The sequence below is a fragment of the Acidovorax sp. DMC1 genome (genome assembly GCF_056314325.1).
This window is the reverse complement of the sequence record NZ_JBQUYO010000003.1, coordinates 428,305-449,325: the sequence shown is the minus strand read 5'-3', so window position 1 is coordinate 449,325 and position 21,021 is coordinate 428,305. Positions and strand designations below refer to the sequence as shown.

19 protein-coding genes are annotated in these 21,021 nt (G+C 60.9%); 1 reads left to right on the top strand and 18 read right to left on the bottom strand.

Features of this window, described 5'->3' with window-relative positions:
* Positions 1-55 precede the first annotated feature (55 nt).
* From ACT531_RS09370 to ACT531_RS09350, 5 genes are all read right to left on the bottom strand, one after another.
* A complete protein-coding gene (locus ACT531_RS09370; RefSeq protein WP_476017233.1) occupies positions 56-1,057 on the bottom strand; it encodes a branched-chain amino acid ABC transporter permease in 1,002 nt (333 codons plus the stop codon).
* Between the two features lie 12 nt (positions 1,058-1,069).
* Positions 1,070-1,954, bottom strand: a complete 885-nt coding sequence (locus tag ACT531_RS09365) for a branched-chain amino acid ABC transporter permease (protein ID WP_015013288.1) — start codon at positions 1,952-1,954, stop codon at positions 1,070-1,072.
* A 98-nt stretch (positions 1,955-2,052) separates the two neighbouring features.
* A complete protein-coding gene (locus ACT531_RS09360) occupies positions 2,053-3,249 on the bottom strand; it encodes an ABC transporter substrate-binding protein (RefSeq protein WP_116749359.1) in 1,197 nt (398 codons plus the stop codon).
* 59 nt (positions 3,250-3,308) lie between these two features.
* The gene (locus tag ACT531_RS09355; protein WP_015013286.1) at positions 3,309-4,022 is read right to left on the bottom strand and encodes an ABC transporter ATP-binding protein; all 714 of its coding nucleotides are present in this window, start codon (positions 4,020-4,022) and stop codon (positions 3,309-3,311) included.
* On the bottom strand, positions 4,022-4,792 hold the full coding sequence (locus tag ACT531_RS09350) for an ABC transporter ATP-binding protein (protein WP_476017232.1): 771 nt from the start codon (positions 4,790-4,792) through the stop codon (positions 4,022-4,024). The genes ACT531_RS09355 and ACT531_RS09350 overlap by 1 nt, the downstream gene beginning before the upstream one ends.
* Before the next feature lie 377 nt (positions 4,793-5,169).
* Between ACT531_RS09350 and ACT531_RS09345 the strand changes: the two genes are divergently transcribed.
* Complete coding sequence (locus tag ACT531_RS09345; RefSeq protein ID WP_476017231.1) at positions 5,170-7,005, top strand: ABC transporter transmembrane domain-containing protein; 1,836 nt, start codon at positions 5,170-5,172, stop codon at positions 7,003-7,005.
* 47 nt (positions 7,006-7,052) lie between these two features.
* On the opposite strand, the gene ACT531_RS09340 is transcribed toward ACT531_RS09345, so the two are convergent.
* From ACT531_RS09340 to ACT531_RS09280, 13 genes are all read right to left on the bottom strand, one after another.
* The gene (locus ACT531_RS09340) at positions 7,053-7,529 is read right to left on the bottom strand and encodes a DUF1178 family protein (RefSeq protein ID WP_060987078.1); all 477 of its coding nucleotides are present in this window, start codon (positions 7,527-7,529) and stop codon (positions 7,053-7,055) included.
* A gap of 158 nt (positions 7,530-7,687) precedes the next feature.
* A complete protein-coding gene (locus ACT531_RS09335) occupies positions 7,688-7,993 on the bottom strand; it encodes a DUF2818 family protein (protein ID WP_015013282.1) in 306 nt (101 codons plus the stop codon).
* 73 nt (positions 7,994-8,066) lie between these two features.
* Positions 8,067-9,560 (bottom strand): NADH-quinone oxidoreductase subunit NuoN, encoded by a 1,494-nt coding sequence (gene nuoN / locus ACT531_RS09330; RefSeq protein WP_291441614.1) that lies wholly within the window; start codon positions 9,558-9,560, stop codon positions 8,067-8,069.
* Positions 9,561-9,589: 29 nt separating this feature from the next.
* Positions 9,590-11,065 carry an NADH-quinone oxidoreductase subunit M gene (locus tag ACT531_RS09325; RefSeq protein WP_476017230.1) on the bottom strand — a complete coding sequence of 492 codons (1,476 nt, stop codon included), beginning with the start codon at positions 11,063-11,065 and terminating at the stop codon, positions 9,590-9,592.
* A gap of 13 nt (positions 11,066-11,078) precedes the next feature.
* On the bottom strand, positions 11,079-13,112 hold the full coding sequence (nuoL, locus tag ACT531_RS09320; RefSeq protein ID WP_291441612.1) for an NADH-quinone oxidoreductase subunit L: 2,034 nt from the start codon (positions 13,110-13,112) through the stop codon (positions 11,079-11,081).
* 31 nt (positions 13,113-13,143) lie between these two features.
* On the bottom strand, positions 13,144-13,452 hold the full coding sequence (gene nuoK, locus ACT531_RS09315; RefSeq protein WP_005793248.1) for an NADH-quinone oxidoreductase subunit NuoK: 309 nt from the start codon (positions 13,450-13,452) through the stop codon (positions 13,144-13,146).
* Positions 13,449-14,117 carry an NADH-quinone oxidoreductase subunit J gene (locus tag ACT531_RS09310; protein WP_209817125.1) on the bottom strand — a complete coding sequence of 223 codons (669 nt, stop codon included), beginning with the start codon at positions 14,115-14,117 and terminating at the stop codon, positions 13,449-13,451. The genes nuoK and ACT531_RS09310 overlap by 4 nt, the downstream gene beginning before the upstream one ends.
* A gap of 50 nt (positions 14,118-14,167) precedes the next feature.
* Entirely contained in the window at positions 14,168-14,680 is a 513-nt protein-coding gene (nuoI, locus tag ACT531_RS09305) for an NADH-quinone oxidoreductase subunit NuoI (protein ID WP_010463942.1), read from the bottom strand.
* A gap of 12 nt (positions 14,681-14,692) precedes the next feature.
* Positions 14,693-15,775, bottom strand: coding sequence for an NADH-quinone oxidoreductase subunit NuoH (gene nuoH / locus ACT531_RS09300; protein ID WP_015013277.1), 1,083 nt, complete (start codon positions 15,773-15,775; stop codon positions 14,693-14,695).
* Entirely contained in the window at positions 15,772-17,904 is a 2,133-nt protein-coding gene (gene nuoG / locus ACT531_RS09295; RefSeq protein WP_476017229.1) for an NADH-quinone oxidoreductase subunit NuoG, read from the bottom strand. Before nuoG ends, nuoH begins: the two co-directional genes overlap by 4 nt.
* 14 nt (positions 17,905-17,918) lie before the next feature.
* The gene (gene nuoF / locus ACT531_RS09290; protein ID WP_015013275.1) at positions 17,919-19,274 is read right to left on the bottom strand and encodes an NADH-quinone oxidoreductase subunit NuoF; all 1,356 of its coding nucleotides are present in this window, start codon (positions 19,272-19,274) and stop codon (positions 17,919-17,921) included.
* The gene (nuoE, locus tag ACT531_RS09285) at positions 19,274-19,762 is read right to left on the bottom strand and encodes an NADH-quinone oxidoreductase subunit NuoE (RefSeq protein WP_476017228.1); all 489 of its coding nucleotides are present in this window, start codon (positions 19,760-19,762) and stop codon (positions 19,274-19,276) included. The genes nuoF and nuoE overlap by 1 nt, the downstream gene beginning before the upstream one ends.
* The gene (locus ACT531_RS09280) at positions 19,759-21,012 is read right to left on the bottom strand and encodes an NADH-quinone oxidoreductase subunit D (RefSeq protein ID WP_015013273.1); all 1,254 of its coding nucleotides are present in this window, start codon (positions 21,010-21,012) and stop codon (positions 19,759-19,761) included. Before ACT531_RS09280 ends, nuoE begins: the two co-directional genes overlap by 4 nt.
* Between the last annotated feature and the right edge of the window lie 9 nt (positions 21,013-21,021).

Here is a 21,021-nt window from a genome sequence, read left to right as displayed (position 1 = left end):
GGCTGCAGCGGCTTGATGTCAGAAAGATACCGCCAGATCGGGCGGTGTCACTTCTTCAATGCTTGGCAGAGTTGCCTGCGCGGCGTTGTGCCAACCAGGCGATGATCTCGCCCATGATGCCGCGGCGGAAGGCCAGCACGCAGATCACGAAGATCAGGCCTGTGACCATGGTGACGGATTCGCCCAGGGTCTTGAACCATTCCACGCTGGTCAGTGCGGCCAGCAGGTTGCCAAACTCGCCAATCTTGTTCTCCAGCAGCACGACCACAGCCGAGCCGATGAGCGGGCCCGACAGCGTGCCCAGGCCACCCACCAGCGTCATCAAGATGACCTGGCCCGAGGCCGTCCAGTGCACGTCCGACAGCGTTGCAAAGCCCAGCACCAGCGTTTTGAGCGCGCCGGCGAGACCCGCAAGGGCAGCCGACAGCACAAAAGCGAGCAGCTTGAAGCGGTGCGTGTCGTAGCCCAGTGAAATGGCGCGGGGCTCGTTCTCCTTGATGCCCTTGAGCACCTGGCCAAACGGCGAGTGGATGGTGCGCACGATCAGCAGGAACGCAGCGACCACGATGACCAGCGCCACGTAGTACATGACCAAGTCACTCCCGAGGTCGATCACGCCAAAGAGCTTGCCGCGCGGCACGCCTTGCAGGCCGTCCTCACCGCCCGTGAAGGGAGCTTGCAGGCAGGCGAAGAACAGCATCTGCGCCAGCGCCAGCGTGATCATGGAGAAGTAGATGCCCTGGCGGCGAATGGCCAGCCAGCCAAACAGCAAGCCCAGCAGCGCGCCCCCGGCGGTGCCCAGCAGCAGGCCCACTTCAGGCGTCAGGCCCCACACCTTGATGGCGTGGCCGGCCACGTAGGCCGCGCCACCCAGGAAGGCCGCATGGCCGAAAGACAGCAGGCCGGTGTAACCAAGCAGCAGGTTGAACGCAGAAGCAAACAGTGCAAAGCACATGAGCTTCATCACAAAGACCGGATACGCACCGAGAAAAGGCGCGGCAATAAGGGCCAGCAACAGCAGGCCGTAACCAATGGTGGCAGTGTTCTTGGAATTCATGCTGGCAGCCCCTTATTTTTCTTTGCCGAACAGGCCGGCGGGGCGAATGAGAAGAACGATGACCATGATGACGAACACCACGGTGGAAGACGCCTCGGGGTAGAACACCTTGGTGAAGCCTTCGATGACCCCCAGGCCCAGCCCGGTGAGGATGGAGCCCATGATGGACCCCATGCCGCCAATCACCACCACGGCAAACACCACGATGATGAGGTTCTGCCCCATGAGCGGCGTGACCTGGTACACGGGAGCAGCCAGCACACCCGCGAAGGCGGCCAGCGCAGCGCCGAAGGCGTAGGTGAGTGTCACCATCACCGGCACGTTGATGCCGAAGGCCTCCACCAGGCGCGGGTTTTCAGTACCGGCGCGCAGGTAGGCGCCGAGCTTGGTTTTTTCGATCACGTACCAGGTGCCGATACACACCACCACCGAGGCCACCACCACCCACGCACGGTAGTTGGGCATGATCATGAAGCCAAGGTTGGTCGCGCCTTCCAGCAGCTCGGGGGTGTCGTAGCCCAGGCCCGACACGCCATAGATGGAGCGGAACACGCCTTCGATCAGCAGGGTCAGGCCCAGCGTGAGCAGCAGGCCGTACAGATGGTCGAGCTTGTAGATCCAGCGCAGCAGCAGGCGCTCGATCAGCACACCGAACAGGCCCACCACCAGCGGTGCCAGCACCAGCATCAACCAGTAGTTGATGCCGAAGTAATTCATGGCCATCCAGGTCAGCAACGCCCCGGTCATGAACAGTGCGCCGTGCGCAAAGTTGATGACGTTGAGCAGGCCAAAGATCACAGCCAGCCCCAGGCTGAGGATTGCGTAGAACGATCCGTTGACCAGCCCCAGAAGGAGCTGGCTCAACAGGCCGGGCAATGAGACACCAAAGATTTCCATGGGAGGCAGCAGCAGGTGGAGAGAGTTCAGGTCAGAGGACCACACCGGGCCCGGCGCCCCGCAGGGACAGCCAGGCCAGCGTGAGCCCTCTCAGGGGTTTACTTCCAGAGCGGGCACTTGCTCTCGGCCTTGGTGGTGAACACGGAGTCACCAGGCAGCTTCTTGATCAGCTTGTAGTAGTCCCAGGGCTTGGTGGACTCTGCAGGCTTCTTCACTTCCATCAGGTACATATCGTGCACATAACGGCCGTCGGCGCGCAGCTGGCCCGAGCCGAAGAAGTCGTTCATCTTCATACCGCGCCATGTGGTCATGACCTTGTCGGCGTCCACCGACTTGGCGGCTTCCACGGCCTTGAGGTAGTTCATGGTGGCCGAGTAGTCAGCCGCCTGGATTTCGGTCGGCATGCGCTTGGTCTTCTCGAAGAAGCGGGCCGAGAACTTGCGGGTCTCGTCGTTCAGGTCCCAGTACCAGCTGGTGGTGAACTGCAGGCCTTCGGTGTTGCGCAGGCCCAGGCTGTGCACATCGGAGATGAAGATCAGCAGGCCGGCGAGCTTCATGCTTTTGCCGATGCCGAACTCCTTGGCAGCCTTGATGGAGTTGATGGTGTCGCCACCTGCATTGGCCAGGCCCAGGATTTGCGCCTTGGAGTTCTGTGCCTGCAGCAGGAAGGAGGAAAAGTCCGACGCGTTCAGCGGGTGGCGCACAGCACCCACCACGTTGCCGCCCTTGGCCTTGACCACGGCGGTGGTGTCGGCTTCGAGAGCATGGCCGAAGGCGTAGTCTGCCGTCAGGAAGTACCAGCTCTTGCCACCGCCATCCACAATGGCCGAGCCGGTGCCCTTGGCCAGTGCCACGGTGTCATACGCGTAGTGCACGGTGTACGGCGTGCACTGGTCGTTGGTCAGCGCGGAGCTGGCAGCGCCGTTGTTGATGTAGACGCGCTTCTTCTCTGCGGCCACCTTGGCAATGGCCAGTGCGGTGCCGGAGTTGGTGCCACCGAACACCATGGTCAGGCCTTGGGTGTCGATCCACTCGCGGGCCTTGGAAGCTGCGATGTCGGCCTTGTTCTGGTGGTCGGCGCTCATCAGCTCGATGGGCATGCCCAGCACCTTGCCGCCAAAGTCATCAATCGCCATCTGGATGGCGACTGCGCCGTTCTTGCCTTCCACGTCTGCATACAGGCTGGACATGTCGGTGATGAAACCGATCTTGACCTTGTCCTGCGCGTGCGCGGCCGACGTGGCCAGACCTGCAACACCCAGCATCAGTGCCAGCACTTTGAGTTGTTTCTTCATGGATTTGTCTCCTGTTGGTGTGGTGGAAGAAAACGGTGGGGAAAGGATGTGGGCGTGGCTCAGACGCCCAGCAGTTCGTTGAGCACGGGCATCTTGGCCTCCAGCTCGGCGGCGCCGAACTTCTCCACGATGCGGCCGTGCTCCATGACGTAAAAGCGGTCGGCCAGGGGCGCGGCAAAGCGGAAGTTCTGCTCGACCATGACCACGGTGTAGCCCTTCTGGCGCAGCATGGTGATCATGCGGGCCAGGGCCTGCACGATGACGGGCGCCAGGCCTTCGGAGATTTCATCGAGCAGCAGCAGATTGGCGCCAGTGCGCAGGATGCGGGCCACGGCCAGCATCTGCTGCTCGCCCCCCGAGAGGCGCGTGCCCTGGCTGTTCTTGCGCTCGGCCAGGTTGGGGAACATGGCGTAGATCTCTTGCACCGACATGCCCGGGGTCTTGGTCTTGAGCGCGGGGGGCAGCAGCAGGTTTTCTTCGCACGACAGGCTGGAGAAGATGCCACGCTCTTCGGGGCAGTAGCCCACGCCCAGGTGTGCAATGCGGTGCGTAGGCATGTTCACGGTTTCCACGCCGTTGATCTTGACCGAGCCCTTGCGTGCGCCGGTCAGGCCCATGATGGCGCGCATGGTGGTGGTGCGGCCTGCGCCGTTGCGGCCCAGCAGCGTGACCACCTCGCCCGGCTGGACGACGATGTCCACGCCATGCAGCACATGCGACTCGCCGTACCAGGCTTCGAGGTTCTTGATTTCGAGTGCGGGAACGCCGGCCATCAGTGCGCTCCCTGCAGTTGGCCGTCGGTCGTGCCCATGTAGGCTTCCATGACTTGGGGGTTGTTGGAGACTTCTGCGTAGGGCCCTTCGGCCAGCACGGCGCCGCGCTGCAGCACCGTGATGCGGTCTGCGATGGTGGAGACCACCTTCATGTTGTGCTCCACCATCAGGATGGTGCGGCCGGCAGAAACCTTCTTGATGAGCTGCGTGACGCGGTCCACGTCTTCGTGGCCCATGCCCTGGGTGGGCTCGTCCAGCAGCATCAGCTCGGGCTCCATCGACAGCGTGGTGGCGATCTCCAGCGCGCGCTTGCGGCCGTAGGGCAGGTTCACGGTCACCTCATCGGCCAGGTCTTCCAGCCCCACCTCGGTCAACAGTTGCATGGCGCGGTCGTCCAGCTGCCGCAGGGTGCGCTCGCTGCGCCAGAAGTGGAACGACGTGCCCAACTTGCGCTGCAGGCCCAGGCGCACGTTCTCGATGAGTGTGAGATGCGGGAACACCGCCGAAATCTGGAACGAACGGATCACACCGCGGCGTGCGATCTGCGCGGGCTGCTCCCGCGTGATGTCATGCCCGTTGAAGCGGATGACACCCGAAGTCGGCTCCAGAAACTTGGTGAGCAGGTTGAAGCACGTGGTCTTGCCTGCACCGTTGGGGCCGATCAGCGCGTGGATGGACCCGCGCCGAACGGCCAGGTTCACTTCACTGACAGCGGTGAAGCCCTTGAACTCTTTGGTCAGGCTGTTGGTTTCAAGAATGACGTCGCTCATTGCGCCTTGGCCGCTCCGTAAGGTGCTGAAATGAGGAGCCTTGCAACAAGGTCTCCGGGGAGGTTGGATCGCAACGCATCGTATGTCTCCCTACCCTGCGGTAGATACTGGGACTAATGCCTATGTATAAATGCCTACGTACCCGCCCTGAGGACGCACAGCGCCCGGGATGTGCGGGCGTGGGCAGCGCGCCAGTGCTCAATCTGGCGCCGCAGCAGGTTCAGAAGCTGGCAACTGGTGGTGGCGCAGCGCCGCGCCCCTCACTGACTTTTTGCTGACAGGCCTTGGCATTTACCGCCGTGGGCACCACCTACAGTCAAAAGGGGGCTGTGCCTCCTCTTTCTGTAGCGCCCGGCTGCGCCGCCTACACTGCCGCGATGCCCTCCCTCCCCTCCTCCACGCCCGCCCGTGGCGCCCCCCGCTCGCTCACAGGACTGCTGCCCTTTTTGCGCCCGTATCGAGCGCGCATTGCACTGTCGCTGGTATTCCTGGTGCTGGCGGCATTGGCCACCCTGGCGTTTCCCATGGCGTTGCGCAATCTCATCGATGGGGGCCTGGTTTCTGCGACGGGTGACCGGGGAGCGCAGGCCATGGCCCTTCGTGGGCATTTTGAAGAGCTGTTTGCCGTGGCTATGGCGCTGGGTGGGTTTTCAGCCGCACGCTTTTACATGGTGAGCTGGCTGGGCGAGCGCGTCACCGCCGACCTGCGCAACGCCGTCTACAGCCATGTGCTGCAGCAAAGCCCCCAGTTCTTTGAGACCACCCAGACCGGCGAGGTGCTGTCGCGGCTGACGTCAGACACCACGCTGGTACAGACCGTGGTCGGCTCGTCGCTGTCCATGGGGCTGCGCAACGCCGTGCTGGGCCTGGGAGCCCTCGTCATGCTAGTGTGGACGAATCCCTATGTGATGTCGGTGGTGTTGCTGGCCGTGGTGCTGGTCGTGCTGCCCACCATGTGGATTGGGCGCAAGGTACGCCGGCTGTCACGCGACAGCCAGGACCGCGTGGCGGACTCCAGTGCCATCGCAGCCGAAGTGCTGAACGCCATCCCGGTGGTGCAGAGCTATACCGCCGAGCCCCGCGAGGCCACGCGGTTTGCGCGAGCCACCGAAGACGCGTTTCGCACGGCCGTCAAGCGCACCAAGGCACGCGCCTTGCTCGTGGCCTTCATCATCATTGCGAACGCAGCGCTGCTTCTGTGGGGGCTGTACCGGGGCACAGAGGCCGTACTGGCCGGACAGATGAGCGCGGGCCACCTGGGCCAGACCGTGGTGTATGTCATTCTGCTGGCCAGCGCCGTGGCCGTGCTAGGCGAGGTCTACGGGGACCTGCTGCGTGCGGCGGGCGCCACCGAGCGGCTGATGGAGCTGCTGTCCAGCCAGTCCCCCGTGTCGAACCCCGCAACACCCCAACGGCTGCCCACTTCGGATCAGGGGCTGGAAGTGCAGTTTGACAACGTGCAGTTTCACTACCCATCGCGCCCGGACCAGCCAGCGCTGCAAAACTTCTCGCTGCACCTGGCGCCCGGCGAGACGGTGGCACTGGTGGGCGCCAGCGGCGCGGGCAAAACCACGGTGTTTCAGTTGCTGCAGCGCTTTTACGACGTGGATGGAGGCGGGCAGACCGGCAGACAAAACGCACCGGCCGGACGCATCTTGCTGAATGGCGTAGACATCCGGGACTTGACGCTGGACACGCTGCGCGCCCATACGGGCACTGTACCCCAGGATGCCGTGATCTTCTCTGCCTCGGCCATGGACAACATCCGCTATGGCCGTCCGGATGCTTCGGACGAAGAGGTCATGGCAGCCACCAAGGCGGCCTTTGCGCATGACTTCATCATGGCCCTGCCCGAGGGCTACCACACGTTTCTGGGCGAGCGGGGGGTACGTCTCTCGGGCGGCCAGCGCCAGCGCATCGCCATCGCCCGCGCCATGCTCAAAAACCCGCTGTTGCTGCTGCTGGACGAAGCCACCAGCGCGCTGGACGCGGAAAGCGAGCGCATGGTACAGGCAGCGCTGGACACCGCCATGCAGCGCCACACGGGCAGAAGAACCACTCTGGTGATCGCCCATCGCCTGGCCACCGTGCAAAATGCCGACCGCATCGTGGTGCTGGACCACGGTCAGATCGTGGAGCAAGGCACCCACAGCGCGCTGATGGCGCGAGGTGGGGTGTATGCACGCCTCGCGGCGCTGCAGTTCACCAGTTGATCGCGGCGCCCATCGCAGGGTCTGCCCCCAGAACACCGTCGCAGGGGCTACTGCAAGGTTTCCTTGGCTGCCGCTGGCAGGGGCAAAGGCATGACGGCAATGCCCTCATCCAGGAGCTGCAATGCCTCCTGCGCGGTGGCCTGGCCACGGATGGCACGCTCCTGGATCTCGCCGTGGTGCATGCGCCGGGCTTCGTCGGCAAAACGGGCGCCTACATCCTCCGTATTCGCAATGACTTTGCGGGCCAGTTGCAGCCAGGCAGCCTGAAGCGCGGGTGGGAGCGTCGATGCCTCGACCGGTGTATCGGAAGCAGCGTGTGAAACGGACGATGCCACTGGAGTCGCAGCGGGCTCGCGGGCACCCAGATTCAGGCGCGGCGCGCTAAGACGCTTGTCGATGTGGATGTCTGCGCACAAAGGGCACTGCACCAGGCCGCGCTGCTTCTGGCTCTGAAAGTCATCTTCAGAACCAAACCAGCCTTCAAAGACATGGCCGTGCTGACATTGGAGATCCAGTACCTTCATAAGATGCATCGTACGCCGGTCCGCACCATCAAGAGATCGAGGAAACCGGGCACACCAAGGTGCAGGGTTACATGCAAGAGTGCTTCGCCCAAACAGCGAAACCGGTAGAGCATAGGTCGCGGAAGCCCCTACGCTTCAACACGATCCAGCCAAGGCCATCACCCGTGGCGACGCAGCAGATACCGGTAGACGAAGCCTGGAAAGGCCAGCGTCAAAAACATGGTGCCGGTGATGGCGTAGAACTCCCATCCCTGCGGTGCAATCTGGCCTGCACGCCGCTCCAGCAGCAAGGCCAGACCGCCCACCAAAAAATACAACAGGATCAGTTCAGCCAACCGTCCGACCAAGGGCTTGCCGTGAGCCGCTGCAGGCCCCACTACCAACCACCGCTGGTTGATGAATGGGAGATTGGCAGCGATCAACGCTGCCACAATCACGAGCCAAACCGATCCGGTAAGTGACACAGGGAAACTGATCGAGGAGAGAAATTCGACGGATGAACAGTTGCCCGCACGGTGCGAGCGCCTGCTCTCCCGATCAGGTCGCCAGTGCGCGCACCACGGCGTCTGCGCACAGGGCCATCAAACCACCTGGCAGCAAGCCCAACACCAGCACCAGAGCGCCATTGATGGTCAGCACCACGCGCACATCCACCGGGGCAGACACATTGGTCGCTGTGAGCGGTGCATCGAAATACATCACCTTCACCACACGCAGGTAGTAGAAGGCTCCGATCAGCGACATGATCACGGCGAACACGGCCATCGCCATGTAAATTGTCTGGCCCGAGGCCACCAGGGCCTGCAGAACCGCCAACTTGGCGTAGAAGCCAACCAGGGGAGGAATACCTGCCATGGAGAAGAGGCAGACTGCCATCACACCAGCGTACAGGGGGCTGCGCTGGTTGAGGCCTGCGAAATCGGAGATTTCTTCGCTCTCGAAACCTTCACGGGCCAGCAGCAGGATGACACCAAACGCTGCGAGCGTGGTCAGCACGTAGGTGATGACGTAGAACATCGAGGCGCTGTAGGCGTTCTCCACCGCAGTGGCGTCCACATTGCCGTTGATGACCCCAGACATCAGGCCCAGCAGCACAAAACCCATCTGGGAGATGGTGGAGTACGCCAGCATGCGCTTGAGGTTGGTCTGCGCAATGGCTGCCAGGTTACCCACCAGCAACGAACCAATCGCCAGCACAGCCAGCATCTGCTGCCAGTCGATGGCCAAGGGCAGCAGGCCGTCCACCAGCAAACGGATGGCGATGGCAAAGGCAGCCAGCTTGGGCGCGCCGCCAATCATCAGGGTCACGGCCGTGGGGGCGCCTTGGTACACATCGGGAATCCACATGTGGAAAGGCACCACGCCCAGCTTGAAAGCCAGACCGGCCACCACAAACACCAGGCCGAACACCAGCACCTGGTGCTTGATCTGACCGGAGTTGACGGCCTTGAACACCTGGCCGATATCCAGCGAGCCCGTGGCACCGTACACCATGGACAAGCCATAGAGCAGAAAGCCACTGGCCATGGCGCCCAGCACAAAATACTTCATGGCCGCTTCCGTGGCCGTGGCGTTGTCGCGGCGCAATGCCACCAGGGCATAGCTCGACAGTGTCAGCAGCTCAAGACCCAGGTAGATCACCAGGAAGTTGTTGCCCGAGATCATGATGAACATGCCGAGCAAGGCGAACATGGACAGCGTGAACAGTTCGCCCCCGCGCAGCATGTCGCGGTCGGCAGCATAGGGGCGGCCGTACACCAGGGTGACCATCATGGCCACGGTGGCAAAGCACTTGAGCCAGTTGCCCATGGCGTCGCTCACCACCATGTTGCCAAAACCATAGAAGGTGTTGCCGCTGCTGGCATACATGCCCTGCAGGGCTGCCACCACGGCCAGCGTGAGCATGGTCAGCACGTAAGTGCTGGTGCGGCGAGGGCTGTGAACACCCAGATCGACCAGCGCAATCACGCAGGCCATGGTCAACAGCACAATTTCGGGGTAAATCGCTAGCCAGCTGATGTTGTCAATCATCTCGAATCTCTCAGTTCAGTCTGGTCTGTTCAGTTCAGCTTGGTCTGCGCGACATGCTTGAGCAGTTCTGCCACCGAGGTGTCCATCACATCGGTGAACGGACGGGGGTAGAGGCCCATGGCCAGCACTGCGATGCCCAGAACAGCCAGCACCAGGAATTCGCGGCTGTCGATGTCCGTCAAGCCCTTGACGTTGTCATTGCCCACGGGGCCCAGGTACACACGCTTGAACATCCACAGGGTGTAGGCAGCACCAAAAATCAGCGCCGTGGCAGCGGCCAGACCGATCCAGAAATTGGCCTTGACAGCACCCAGGATCACCATCCATTCGCCCACAAAACCAGCCGTGCCCGGAAGGCCGCAGTTGGCCATGGCAAACAGCAAAGCGAAAGCCGTGAAGTTGGGCATGGTGTTCACCACGCCACCATAGGCGGCAATCTCACGCGAGTGAACGCGGTCATAAAGCACGCCGATGGACAGGAACATGGCGCCGGACACAAAACCGTGCGCAATCATCTGGACGATACCGCCAGAGACACCCAGATCATTGAAGATGAAAAAGCCCAGTGTCACAAAGCCCATGTGCGCCACCGACGAGTAGGCCACCAGCTTCTTCATGTCCTTCTGGACCATGGCCACCAGACCCACGTAGATCACGGCGATCAGCGACAAGGCAATCATCAGCCATGCCCACTGGCGTGCAGCGTCAGGAGCGATCGGCAGAGAAAACCGCAGGAAACCGTAGGCACCCAGCTTCAGCATGATGGCGGCCAGCACTGCGGAGCCACCGGTAGGCGCCTCCACGTGCACGTCGGGCAGCCAGGTGTGGACTGGCCACATGGGTACCTTCACAGCGAAGGCGGCAAAGAAGGCAAAGAACAACAGGGTCTGCGCACGGCCGCTCAATGGCAGCTGGTGCCAGGTTGCAATGTCAAAGCTGCCACCCGACTGGTTGTACAGGTAGATCAGCGCGATCAGCATCAGCAGCGAACCGAGCAGCGTGTACAGGAAGAACTTGAACGCCGCGTAGATCTTGTTGGGGCCGCCCCAGATACCGATGATCAGGTACATCGGGATCAGCGTCGCCTCGAAGAACACGTAGAACAGGATGCCGTCGAGTGCACTGAAGACACCGATCATGAGCCCCGAGAGGATCAGGAAGGCGCCCATGTACTGGTTCACGCGCTCGGTGATGGACTCCCAGGAAGCAATCACCACGATGACGGTGATGAATGCAGTCAGCGGCACGAACCAGAAGGAGATGCCGTCCACCCCGAGGTGGTAGTGGATGTTGAAGCGCTCGATCCAGTCGGCCTTCTCCACGAACTGCATGGCTGCCGTACCCAGCTTGAAGCCATCGTACAGAGGCAGCGTGACCAGGAACCCAAGAAAGGCTCCCACCAGCGCCAACCACCGCACTGCACGCGCATGTTCGTCGCGCCCGATGGCGAGCAACAGCGCACCAAACGCAATCGGTGTCCAGATTGCAAGACTCAACAGACCCATTTTTATTCTTCTCCTACTTGTTGAGCCAGACGAAATACGTCATGAGCACAAAAACACCCAGGATCATGACCAGCGCATAGTGGTAGATGAAGCCCGACTGCACCCAACGCACGGCACCGGCCACCCAGCGCACCAACTTCCAAGAGCCATTGACCAAAGCGCCATCGATCACCGCCTGATCTCCGCCCTTCCAGAGACCCACGCCCAGTGCACGGGCACCACGGGCCAGGATGTTCTCGTTGATCCAGTCCATGCCGTATTTGTTTTCCAGCAGCTGGTAGACCTTGATCGATTCGAAGAAGCGCTTGAGTGCCGCAGGCACCGCGGGGTTGACCATGTACATGTAGTACGAGGTAGCCACACCCGCCGCAGCAAGCCAGAACGGGGCCGTCTTCAAGCCGTGCAGAGCCATCTCCCATGCGCTGTGGAAATGTTCAGCGATATGTGCCATGGACGGGTGCTTGGCCGCATCCACAAAAATGACATCCTTGAAGAAATCACCGAACAGCATGGGCTGGATGAACAGGAAGCCCACCACCACCGACGGGATGGCCAGCAGCACCAAGGGGACCGTCACCACCCAGGGCGACTCGTGCGGCTTGGCATCATGACCGTGGTGGTCATCATGGGCATGGTGATCGTCGTGGTGAGCATCCGGGTTCTGGTCGTAACGTTCCTTGCCATGGAAGACAAGGAAGTACATCCGGAACGAGTAAAACGCGGTGATGAACACGCCTGCCAGCACAGCGAAGTGTGCGAAGCCCGCACCTGGCAGGTGGCTGAAGTGCACGGCCTCAATGATGCTGTCCTTGGAGTAGAAACCCGAGAACAGCGGGGTCCCGATCAGGGCCAGCGAGCCGAGCAGCGAGGTGATCCAGGTAATCGGCATGTACTTGCGCACGCCGCCCATCCAGCGAATGTCCTGGTTGTGGTGCATGCCCATGATGACCGAGCCAGCCCCGAGGAACAGCAACGCCTTGAAGAACGCGTGGGTCATGAGGTGGAACACGGCCACCGAGTAGGCCGAAGCGCCCAAGGCCACCGTCATGTAACCCAGCTGGGACAGGGTGGAGTAGGCCACTACACGCTTGATGTCGTTCTGGATGATGCCCAGGAAACCCATGAACAATGCCGTGATGGCACCGATCACCAGGATGAAATTCAGCGCGGTGTCTGACAGTTCGAACAGCGGTGACATGCGCGACACCATGAAGATACCGGCCGTCACCATGGTGGCGGCGTGGATCAGTGCCGAAATGGGGGTGGGGCCTTCCATCGAATCGGGCAGCCAGACGTGCAGCGGGAACTGGGCTGACTTGCCCATCGCACCGATGAACAGGCAGATGCAGATCACGGTAACGAGCATCCAGCTGGTGCCGGGGAAAGACAGCGCGCCCAGATCGCCAGCCTTGGCGAAGATCTCGCCATAGTTCAGGGTGCCGGTGTAGGCGGCGATCAGGCCAATGCCCAGAATGAAGCCGAAGTCACCCACGCGGTTGACCAGAAACGCCTTCATGTTGGCGAAGATGGCAGTAGGCTTGTTGAACCAGAAGCCAATCAGCAGATAGGACACCAGGCCCACCGCCTCCCAGCCGAAGAACAACTGCAGCAGGTTGTTGCTCATGACCAGCATGAGCATGGAGAACGTGAACAGCGAGATGTAAGCAAAAAAGCGGTTGTAGCCCTCGTCCTCTTCCATGTAGCCGATGGTGTAGATGTGCACCATCAACGACACGAAGGTCACGACCACCATCATCATTGCGGTGAGGCTGTCAATCAGGAAGCCCACTTCCATCTTCAGGCCACCCACCACCATCCAGGTGTACAGGGTTTCATTGAAGCGGGCACCGTCGAGCGCAACGCTCTTGAGCGTCATGGCCGACAGGATGAACGCAACCAGTACGCCGAGGATGGTCAGGGTGTGGCTCAAACGACGACCGATCCAGTTACCACCGAAGGTCGTACCGAAGATGCCGGCCAGCACGGCGCCCGCCAGCGGTGCCAAAGGCACAGCCAGGAGCGTTGAAGCAGAGAGGGTTTGACTCATTCTTGAGAACCTTGGGAATACTCGTGACCCATCAACCCTTAAGGGTGTTGAGGTCTTCCGCGTTGATACTGGATTTGTTGCGGAACAGCAGCACCAGGATGGCCAGGCCGATCGCCGATTCGGCGGCTGCCACGGTCAGGATAAAGAACACGAACACCTGGCCGTGCATGTCTCCCAGGTAGTGGGAGAACGCCACGAAGTTCATGTTCACGGCCAGCAGCATGAGCTCAATCGCCATAAGCAGCACGATCAGGTTCTTGCGATTCAGGAAGATGCCAATCACAGCGAGCGCAAACAGCATGGCGCCCAGCGACAAAAAGTGGCCCAGAGTCAATGTCATGCTTTTTTCTCCTCGGCAGCAGCTTGGGCAGGCTCTTCCGCCGCAGGCTTTTGGGTGGCAGCCACCTTGACCACAGCCAGACGATCAGCCGCACGCACACGAATCTGCGTGGATGGATTAATGGCCTTGCTGTCCTTGCGCTGACGCAGGGTCAGAGCGATGGCTGCAACCATGGCCACCAGCAGAATAACTGCCGCTATCTCAACGGGGTACAGATACTGGGTGTACAGCAGCTTGCCCAGCGCCTTGGTATTGGAGTAAGGGACGACATGGCCGGCCGCATCGACCACGGCAGCGATCGCCTTGGGCTCTTCCATGCCCCGGAATCCACCCATCAGCACCGCCGCCATTTCCAGGGCGATGACCGCCCCGATGAGAGCCGCCAATGGGAAGTGTTTCCAGAACCCCTTGCGCACGGTATCGATGTGAATGTCCAGCATCATCACCACGAACAAGAAGAGCACCATGACCGCGCCCAGGTACACCAGCACGAGTGCAATCGCCAGGAACTCGGCCTTGAGCAACAGCCAGACAGCCGCCGCCTGCGAAAACGCAAGGATGAGATACAGCACCGCGTGCACGGGGTTGCGCGCAGTGATCACCCGGAAGGCCGCGAACAGCAGCACCACCGAGAAGAGATAGAAGAAACCAGTCTTGGCGTCCATGAATCGGGTCTTTATAGAAAGTCTGGCAAAGAGGCTGAACCCCGCACCGCTCAGCGGTACTTGGCGTCTGCAGCCTTGGCTGCCGCAATTTCACCTTCGTACCGGTCGCCCACGGCCAAGAGCATGTCCTTCGTGAAATACAGGTCACCACGCTTTTCGCCGTGGTACTCAAAGATGTGTGTTTCGACGATCGAATCGACCGGGCAGCTCTCTTCGCAGAAGCCGCAGAAAATGCACTTCGTCAGATCGATGTCATAGCGCGTGGTGCGGCGCGAACCATCAGCACGCACATCCGATTCGATGGTGATGGCCATCGCTGGGCATACGGCTTCGCACAGCTTGCAAGCAATGCAACGCTCTTCGCCATTGTCGTAACGGCGCAGCGCATGCAGTCCACGAAAACGTGGCGACAAAGGCGTCTTCTCTTCAGGGAACTGCACGGTCACCTTGCGGCGAAACGCATAGCGGCCAGTCAGGGCCATCCCCTTGAGCAACTCCACGAGCATGAAGCTCTTGAAGAAATCCTTGAACGAAAAAGGTGCAGCAGCAGCAACAGCAGTCATTTGTGTCCCCGCTTATTTCCAGATATTCCAAGGCGAGAGCAACCACCCGCCAACAATCAACAAGTACACCAGCGTGACCGGAATGAAAATCTTCCAGCCCAGACGCATGATCTGGTCATACCGGAACCGTGGGAAGGTGGCCCGGATCCAGATGAACATGGACACCACAAGGAAGGTCTTGAGACCCAGCCAGATCCAGCCCGGCACCCAGTTGAACAGAGCGCTGTCGATCGGAGGCAACCAGCCACCCAGGAACATCAGCGCCGCCAGAATGGACACGAGCCACATGCTGGCGTATTCGGCAAGGAAGAAGATCGCGAAACCCATACCCGAGTACTCGACCATGTGGCCGGCCACGATCTCTGCCTCGCCTTCCACGACGTCAAAGGGGTGGCGATTGGTTTCTGCCACGCCAGAGATCAAGTACACGAGGAAGATCGGCAGCAAGGGCAGCCAATTCCAGGACAGGAAAGTCAGGCCCTTGTCTGCAGCCATGCCTCTGCCCTGCCCCAGCACGATTTCCGTCAGGTTCATGCTGCCCGAGACCATGATCACGACCAGGAAACAGAACCCCATCGCGATCTCGTAGCTCACCATCTGCGCCGAGGCCCGCAGTGCACCCAAGAAGGCGTACTTGGAGTTGGAGGCCCAGCCGGCAATGATCACGCCATAGACTTCGATGGACGTGATAGCCATCACCAACAGCAGGCCGGCATTCACATTAGCCAGGGCCACATCGGGACCGAAGGGAATCGCCACCCAGGCAGCCAAGGCCGGCATGATGGCCATAACAGGCCCCAAGACGAACAGGCCCTTGCTGGCCGCGGTGGGCTGGATGATTTCCTTGGTCAGCAGCTTCAGCGCATCGGCGATGGGCTGCAGCAACCCCATGGGCCCCACGCGGTTGGGGCCATGGCGCACTTGCATGAAGCCCAGCAGCTTACGCTCCCACAACGTGAGGTAAGCCACGGCACCCATGAGCGGCGCCAGGATGCAGACGATCTTGATCAGGATCCAGAGCACTGGCCAGACTATGCCGGTCCACCACCCAAAGGAGAGCAGGTTCAGGCCCGCGTTGTAGATCGCGTCGATCATGCGGCCACTCCTTCACGTGCCATGCGTGCGTCGGCTGTCAGCTGCAGCGACGTGGAACGGCGCACCAAGCCGTCCAGTTGATAGATGGAAGCCACGACCGGTTCACCAGTTGCAGCCGTCGCAGCGGGCACTGCCTTCACAGCATTCGACAACTGTAGGGCAGGCACTTGCGTGACGGTACCGGCAGGGGCATTTGTGGCACGGGCCAGCACGTCCTGGGAGGTTTCGAAGTCGAAACCTGGAACGCCCAGCAGATTGGCCAGCACGCGCAGAACCTTCCATGCCGGACGGGTATCGCCCAGCGGGCGCACCACGGCATGGAAACTCTGTATGCGCCCTTCGGCGTTGACAAAGCTGCCCGAGGTCTCGGTGAACGGAGCAATTGGCAACAAAACGTCACTGAACTCCATGTTGGCCTTGAACGGGCTCAACGTGACCACCATTTCTGCACCAGCAAGGGCAGTTGCAGCCTGAGCACCCGCAGCAGAATCATGAACGGGCTCAGTGTTCAGCAGCACCGCCGCCTTCAAACCACCGGAGAGCATTTGAGCCGCATTCAGACCACCGTTGACAGCGTGAGCGCCCGCAAACTGCGCGCCCACGGTATTGGCAGCTTCTGTCAGGTAACCCACTGTCGCGCCGGTGTTCTCTGCAATCCAGTTGGCCCATGCCAGCAATTGGGTGGCTTGCGCATGGTGCGCCGCCGCATTGCCCAGCAGCACAGCCTTGCGCTCGCCGCCCAGCAGCGAGCGGGCGATGGCCTGGGCAGCCTCGTTGGCCGCACTGGCACCTTGCGGAGCAGCAATACCCTTTTCCTGGGCGATGGCGGAAGCAATGCCTCCGAGCATCTCTACCCATTGGCCAGCCCCCTGTTCCACAAATGTCTGCACCGGCATGGCCCAGTCATGGGTGACCGAAGCGATGGCATTGACCTGGCAGCCATGGCGGGCCGCCTGGCGGATGCGCTGCGCAAACAGCGGATGGTCCTTGCGCAGGTTGGAGCCCACCACCAGCACGCGCTGCAGTGTGGACAACGAAGCGATGGACGTACCGAGCCAGCGAATACCTTCGGGCGCAGCGAACTCGGCGTTGCGCAGGCGATAGTCGATGTTGTCGCTGCCAAGGCCACGCACCAGGGCGCTGGCCAGGTACAGCTCTTCCACCGTGCTGTGAGGGCTCACCAGCGCACCAATGCTGGCGGCGCCGTGATCGTTCTTGATGTTCTTGAGACCGTTGGCCACGTATTCCAACGCAGTCTGCCAGTCCACTTCCTTCCACACACCGCCCTGCTTGAGCATGGGCTGGGTCAGGCGGTCGTCGCCGTTGAGCGCTTCGTATGAGAAACGATCACGGTCGGCAATCCAGCATTCGTTGACAGCCTCGTTTTCGAACGGGACCACGCGCATGACCTTGTGGTTCTTGACTTGGACAATCAGGTTGGCGCCAGTGGAGTCATGTGGACTCACAGAACGGCGGCGCGACAGCTCCCAGGTGCGGGCGCTGTAGCGGAAAGGTTTGCTGGTCAGTGCTCCGACAGGGCAGATGTCGATCATGTTGCCCGACAACTCGGAGTCCACCGTGTCGCCGGTGACCGTGGTGATTTCAGAATGTTCGCCACGATGGATCATGCCCAGCTCCATCACGCCCGCCACTTCCTGGCCGAAGCGCACGCAGCGGGTGCAGTGGATGCAGCGGCTCATCTCTTCCATGGAGATCAGCGGGCCCACGTCCTTGTGGAACACCACACGCTTTTCTTCCTCGTAACGCGAGGAAGAACCACCGTAGCCCACCGCCAAATCCTGCAGCTGGCACTCGCCACCCTGGTCGCAGATAGGGCAGTCCAGGGGGTGGTTGATCAGCAGAAACTCCATGACCGACTGCTGAGCCTTGATGGCCTTGTCGCTCTTGGTGCGCACGATCATGCCCTGCGTGACCGGCGTGGCGCAGGCAGGCATGGGCTTGGGCGCTTTTTCCACGTCCACCAGGCACATGCGGCAATTGGCGGCGATCGAAAGCTTCTTGTGGTAGCAGAAATGCGGAATGTAAGTGCCCGCCTTTTCAGCCGCATGCATCACCATGCAGCCTTCGGCGACTTCCACCTTCTGACCGTCCAGTTCAATTTCAACCATATGTTCTCTCGCGATCAGACGGAAGTCGCGGCTTGTGGAGCCTTGTTCCGGATCAGTGCCTCAAACTCGGGACGGAAGTGTTTGATCATGGCGCGCACAGGCATGGCTGCGGCATCACCCAGCGCACAGATGGTGCGGCCCTGGATGTTGTCTGCCACGGAATTGAGCAGATCCAGGTCGCCCTCGCGGCCCTGGCCATGCTGGATGCGATCGATCACGCGCCACATCCAGCCCGTGCCTTCACGGCAAGGCGTGCATTGGCCGCAGGATTCGTGCGAATAGAAATACGACAGACGCAGCAGGCTCTCGACCATGCTCCGGGAGTCGTCCATGACGATCACGGCACCCGAGCCCAGCATGGAGCCGGCCTTGGCGATGGAGTCATAGTCCATCGTGCATTCCATGATGATGGATGCTGGCAAGACAGGTGCCGACGAACCGCCAGGGATCACCGCCTTGAGCTGGCGGCCTTTGCGCACACCACCGGCCAGTTCCAGCAGCTTGGCAAACGGGGTACCCAGGGGCACCTCATAGTTACCGGGCTTTTCAACGTCGCCGGACACCGAGAAAATCTTGGTGCCGCCGTTGTTGGGCTTGCCGCACTCCAGGTAAGCCGCTCCGCCGTTGCGAATGATCCATGGCACGGCCGCAAAGGTTTCCGTGTTGTTGATCGTGGTGGGCTTGCCGTACAGGCCAAAGCTGGCGGGAAACGGCGGCTTGAAACGGGGTTGCCCTTTTTTGCCTTCCAGCGATTCGAGCAATGCCGTTTCTTCACCGCAAATATAGGCGCCAAAACCATGGGCCGCATGCAACTGAAAACTGAAGCTGCTACCCAGAATGTTGTCACCCAGGTAACCCGCTGCCCGTGCTTCTTCCAGCGCAGCTTCAAACCGTTCGTAGGTTTGGAAGATCTCGCCGTGGATGTAGTTGTAGCCAACAGAGATGCCCATCGCATAGGCAGCGATGATCATGCCTTCGATGACGATGTGCGGGTTGAACTGCAGGATGTCACGGTCCTTGCAGGTACCAGGCTCGCCCTCGTCGGAATTGCACACCAGATACTTCTGGCCAGGGAATGAGCGGGGCATGAAGCTCCACTTCAGACCCGTAGGGAAGCCCGCGCCGCCGCGGCCACGCAGACCGGATTCCTTGACAGTGGCAATGACCTGATCTTGCGTCAGACCCTCGTTACCGTCTTTGCCCAGGATGCGACGCAGCGCCTGATAGCCGCCACGCGCTTCGTAGTCCTTGATGCTCCAGTTGCTGCCATTGAGTCCCGCATAGATCTGGGGGTTGATATGGCGGTCATGGAAACAGGTCTGAACACCTGTGGCCTGGAACTGGGAGAGTATTTGGGCTGCCGTGGTCATCACTGGCCCTCCGCGGCGCGCAGGCCGTCCACGAGCTGGTCGAGCTTGTCGTTGTCCATGAAGCTGCACATCGTGCGATCGTTCACCAGCATCACGGGCGCATCGGCGCAAGCACCCAGGCATTCGCACTGCTGCAGGGTGAACAGGCCATCAGGCGTGGTCTCACCCATCGACACACCCAGCTTCTTTTCCAGGTGATGCAGCGCCTTCTGCCCGTCGCGCAACTGGCAAGGCAGATTGGTGCACACGTTGAGCTTGTACTTTCCCACCGGTTGCTGGTTGTACATGTTGTAGAAGGTCGTGACTTCGTGCACGGCGATTTGTGCCATGCCCAGATAGTCAGCGATCACCGCCTCGCTTTCGGCGCTGACGTAGCCTTGCTCCTGCTGAACGATGGACAAGCACGCCATCACCGCAGACTGCTTCTGGTCTACGGGGTACTTGGCCACTTCGCGCGCAAACCGCGCCTTGGTCGCTTCGGTAATCATCGGTCAATCTCTCCGAACACGATATCCATGGTGCCAATGATGGCGACGGCATCCGCAATCATGTGGCCACGCGCCATTTCGTCGAGCGTGGCCAGATGCGCAAAACCCGGTGCCCGGATCTTGAGGCGGTAAGGCTTGTTGGCACCATCGCTCACCAGGTAGATACCGAACTCGCCCTTGGGGTGCTCCACAGCGGCGTAGGCCTCGCCTTCGGGGACGTGGAAGCCTTCCGTGAAGAGCTTGAAATGGTGGATCAGCTCTTCCATGTTCGATTTCATGGATTCACGCGCAGGCGCGGCAACCTTGTGATTGTCGGTGATCACCGGGCCGGGGTTGGCCTTGAGCCAGTCCACGCATTGCTTGATGATGCGATTGGACTCGCGCATTTCCTGCACACGCACCAGATAGCGGTCGTAGCAGTCGCCGGTCTTGCCCACTGGCACGTCGAAGTCGACGCGGTCGTATGCATCGTACGGCTGGGTCTTGCGCAGGTCCCAGGCAATGCCGGAGCCGCGAAGCATGGGGCCAGTCATGCCCAGATTCAACGCCCGCTCAGGCGGCACCACGCCGATGCCTACGGTGCGCTGCTTCCAGATGCGGTTGTCGGTGAGCAGCGTTTCGTACTCGTCCACGCAGCCGGGGAACCGCTGCGTGAAATCGTCGATGAAGTCCAGCAAAGAACCCTGGCGATTCTGGTTCAGAGCCTCCAGTGCCTTGGCGTTCTTGATCTTGCTGACCTTGTACTGCGGCATGCTGTCGGGCAGATCGCGGTATACGCCGCCGGGACGGAAATACGCCGCATGCATGCGCGCACCAGAAACCGCTTCGTACATGTCGAACAGGTCTTCACGCTCGCGGAAGGTGTAAATCAGGATCGTGGAGCTGCCGCAGTCGTTACCGTGCGAACCGAGCCACATCAGGTGGTTCAGCAGGCGCGTGATTTCGGAGAACATCACGCGGATGTACTGCGCGCGCACCGGCACTTCCAGGCCCAGCAATTTTTCAATCGCCAGACAGTAGGCGTGCTCGTTGCACATCATCGACACGTAGTCCAGCCGGTCCATGTAAGGCAGCGACTGGATGTAGGTCTTGTGTTCGGCCAGCTTTTCGGTGGCGCGGTGCAGCAGACCGATGTGCGGGTCAGCGCGTTGCACGACCTCGCCGTCCAGCTCCAGCACCAGGCGCAACACACCGTGCGCCGCAGGGTGCTGCGGACCAAAGTTCAGGGAATAGTTCTTGATTTCAGCCATGATGGATCA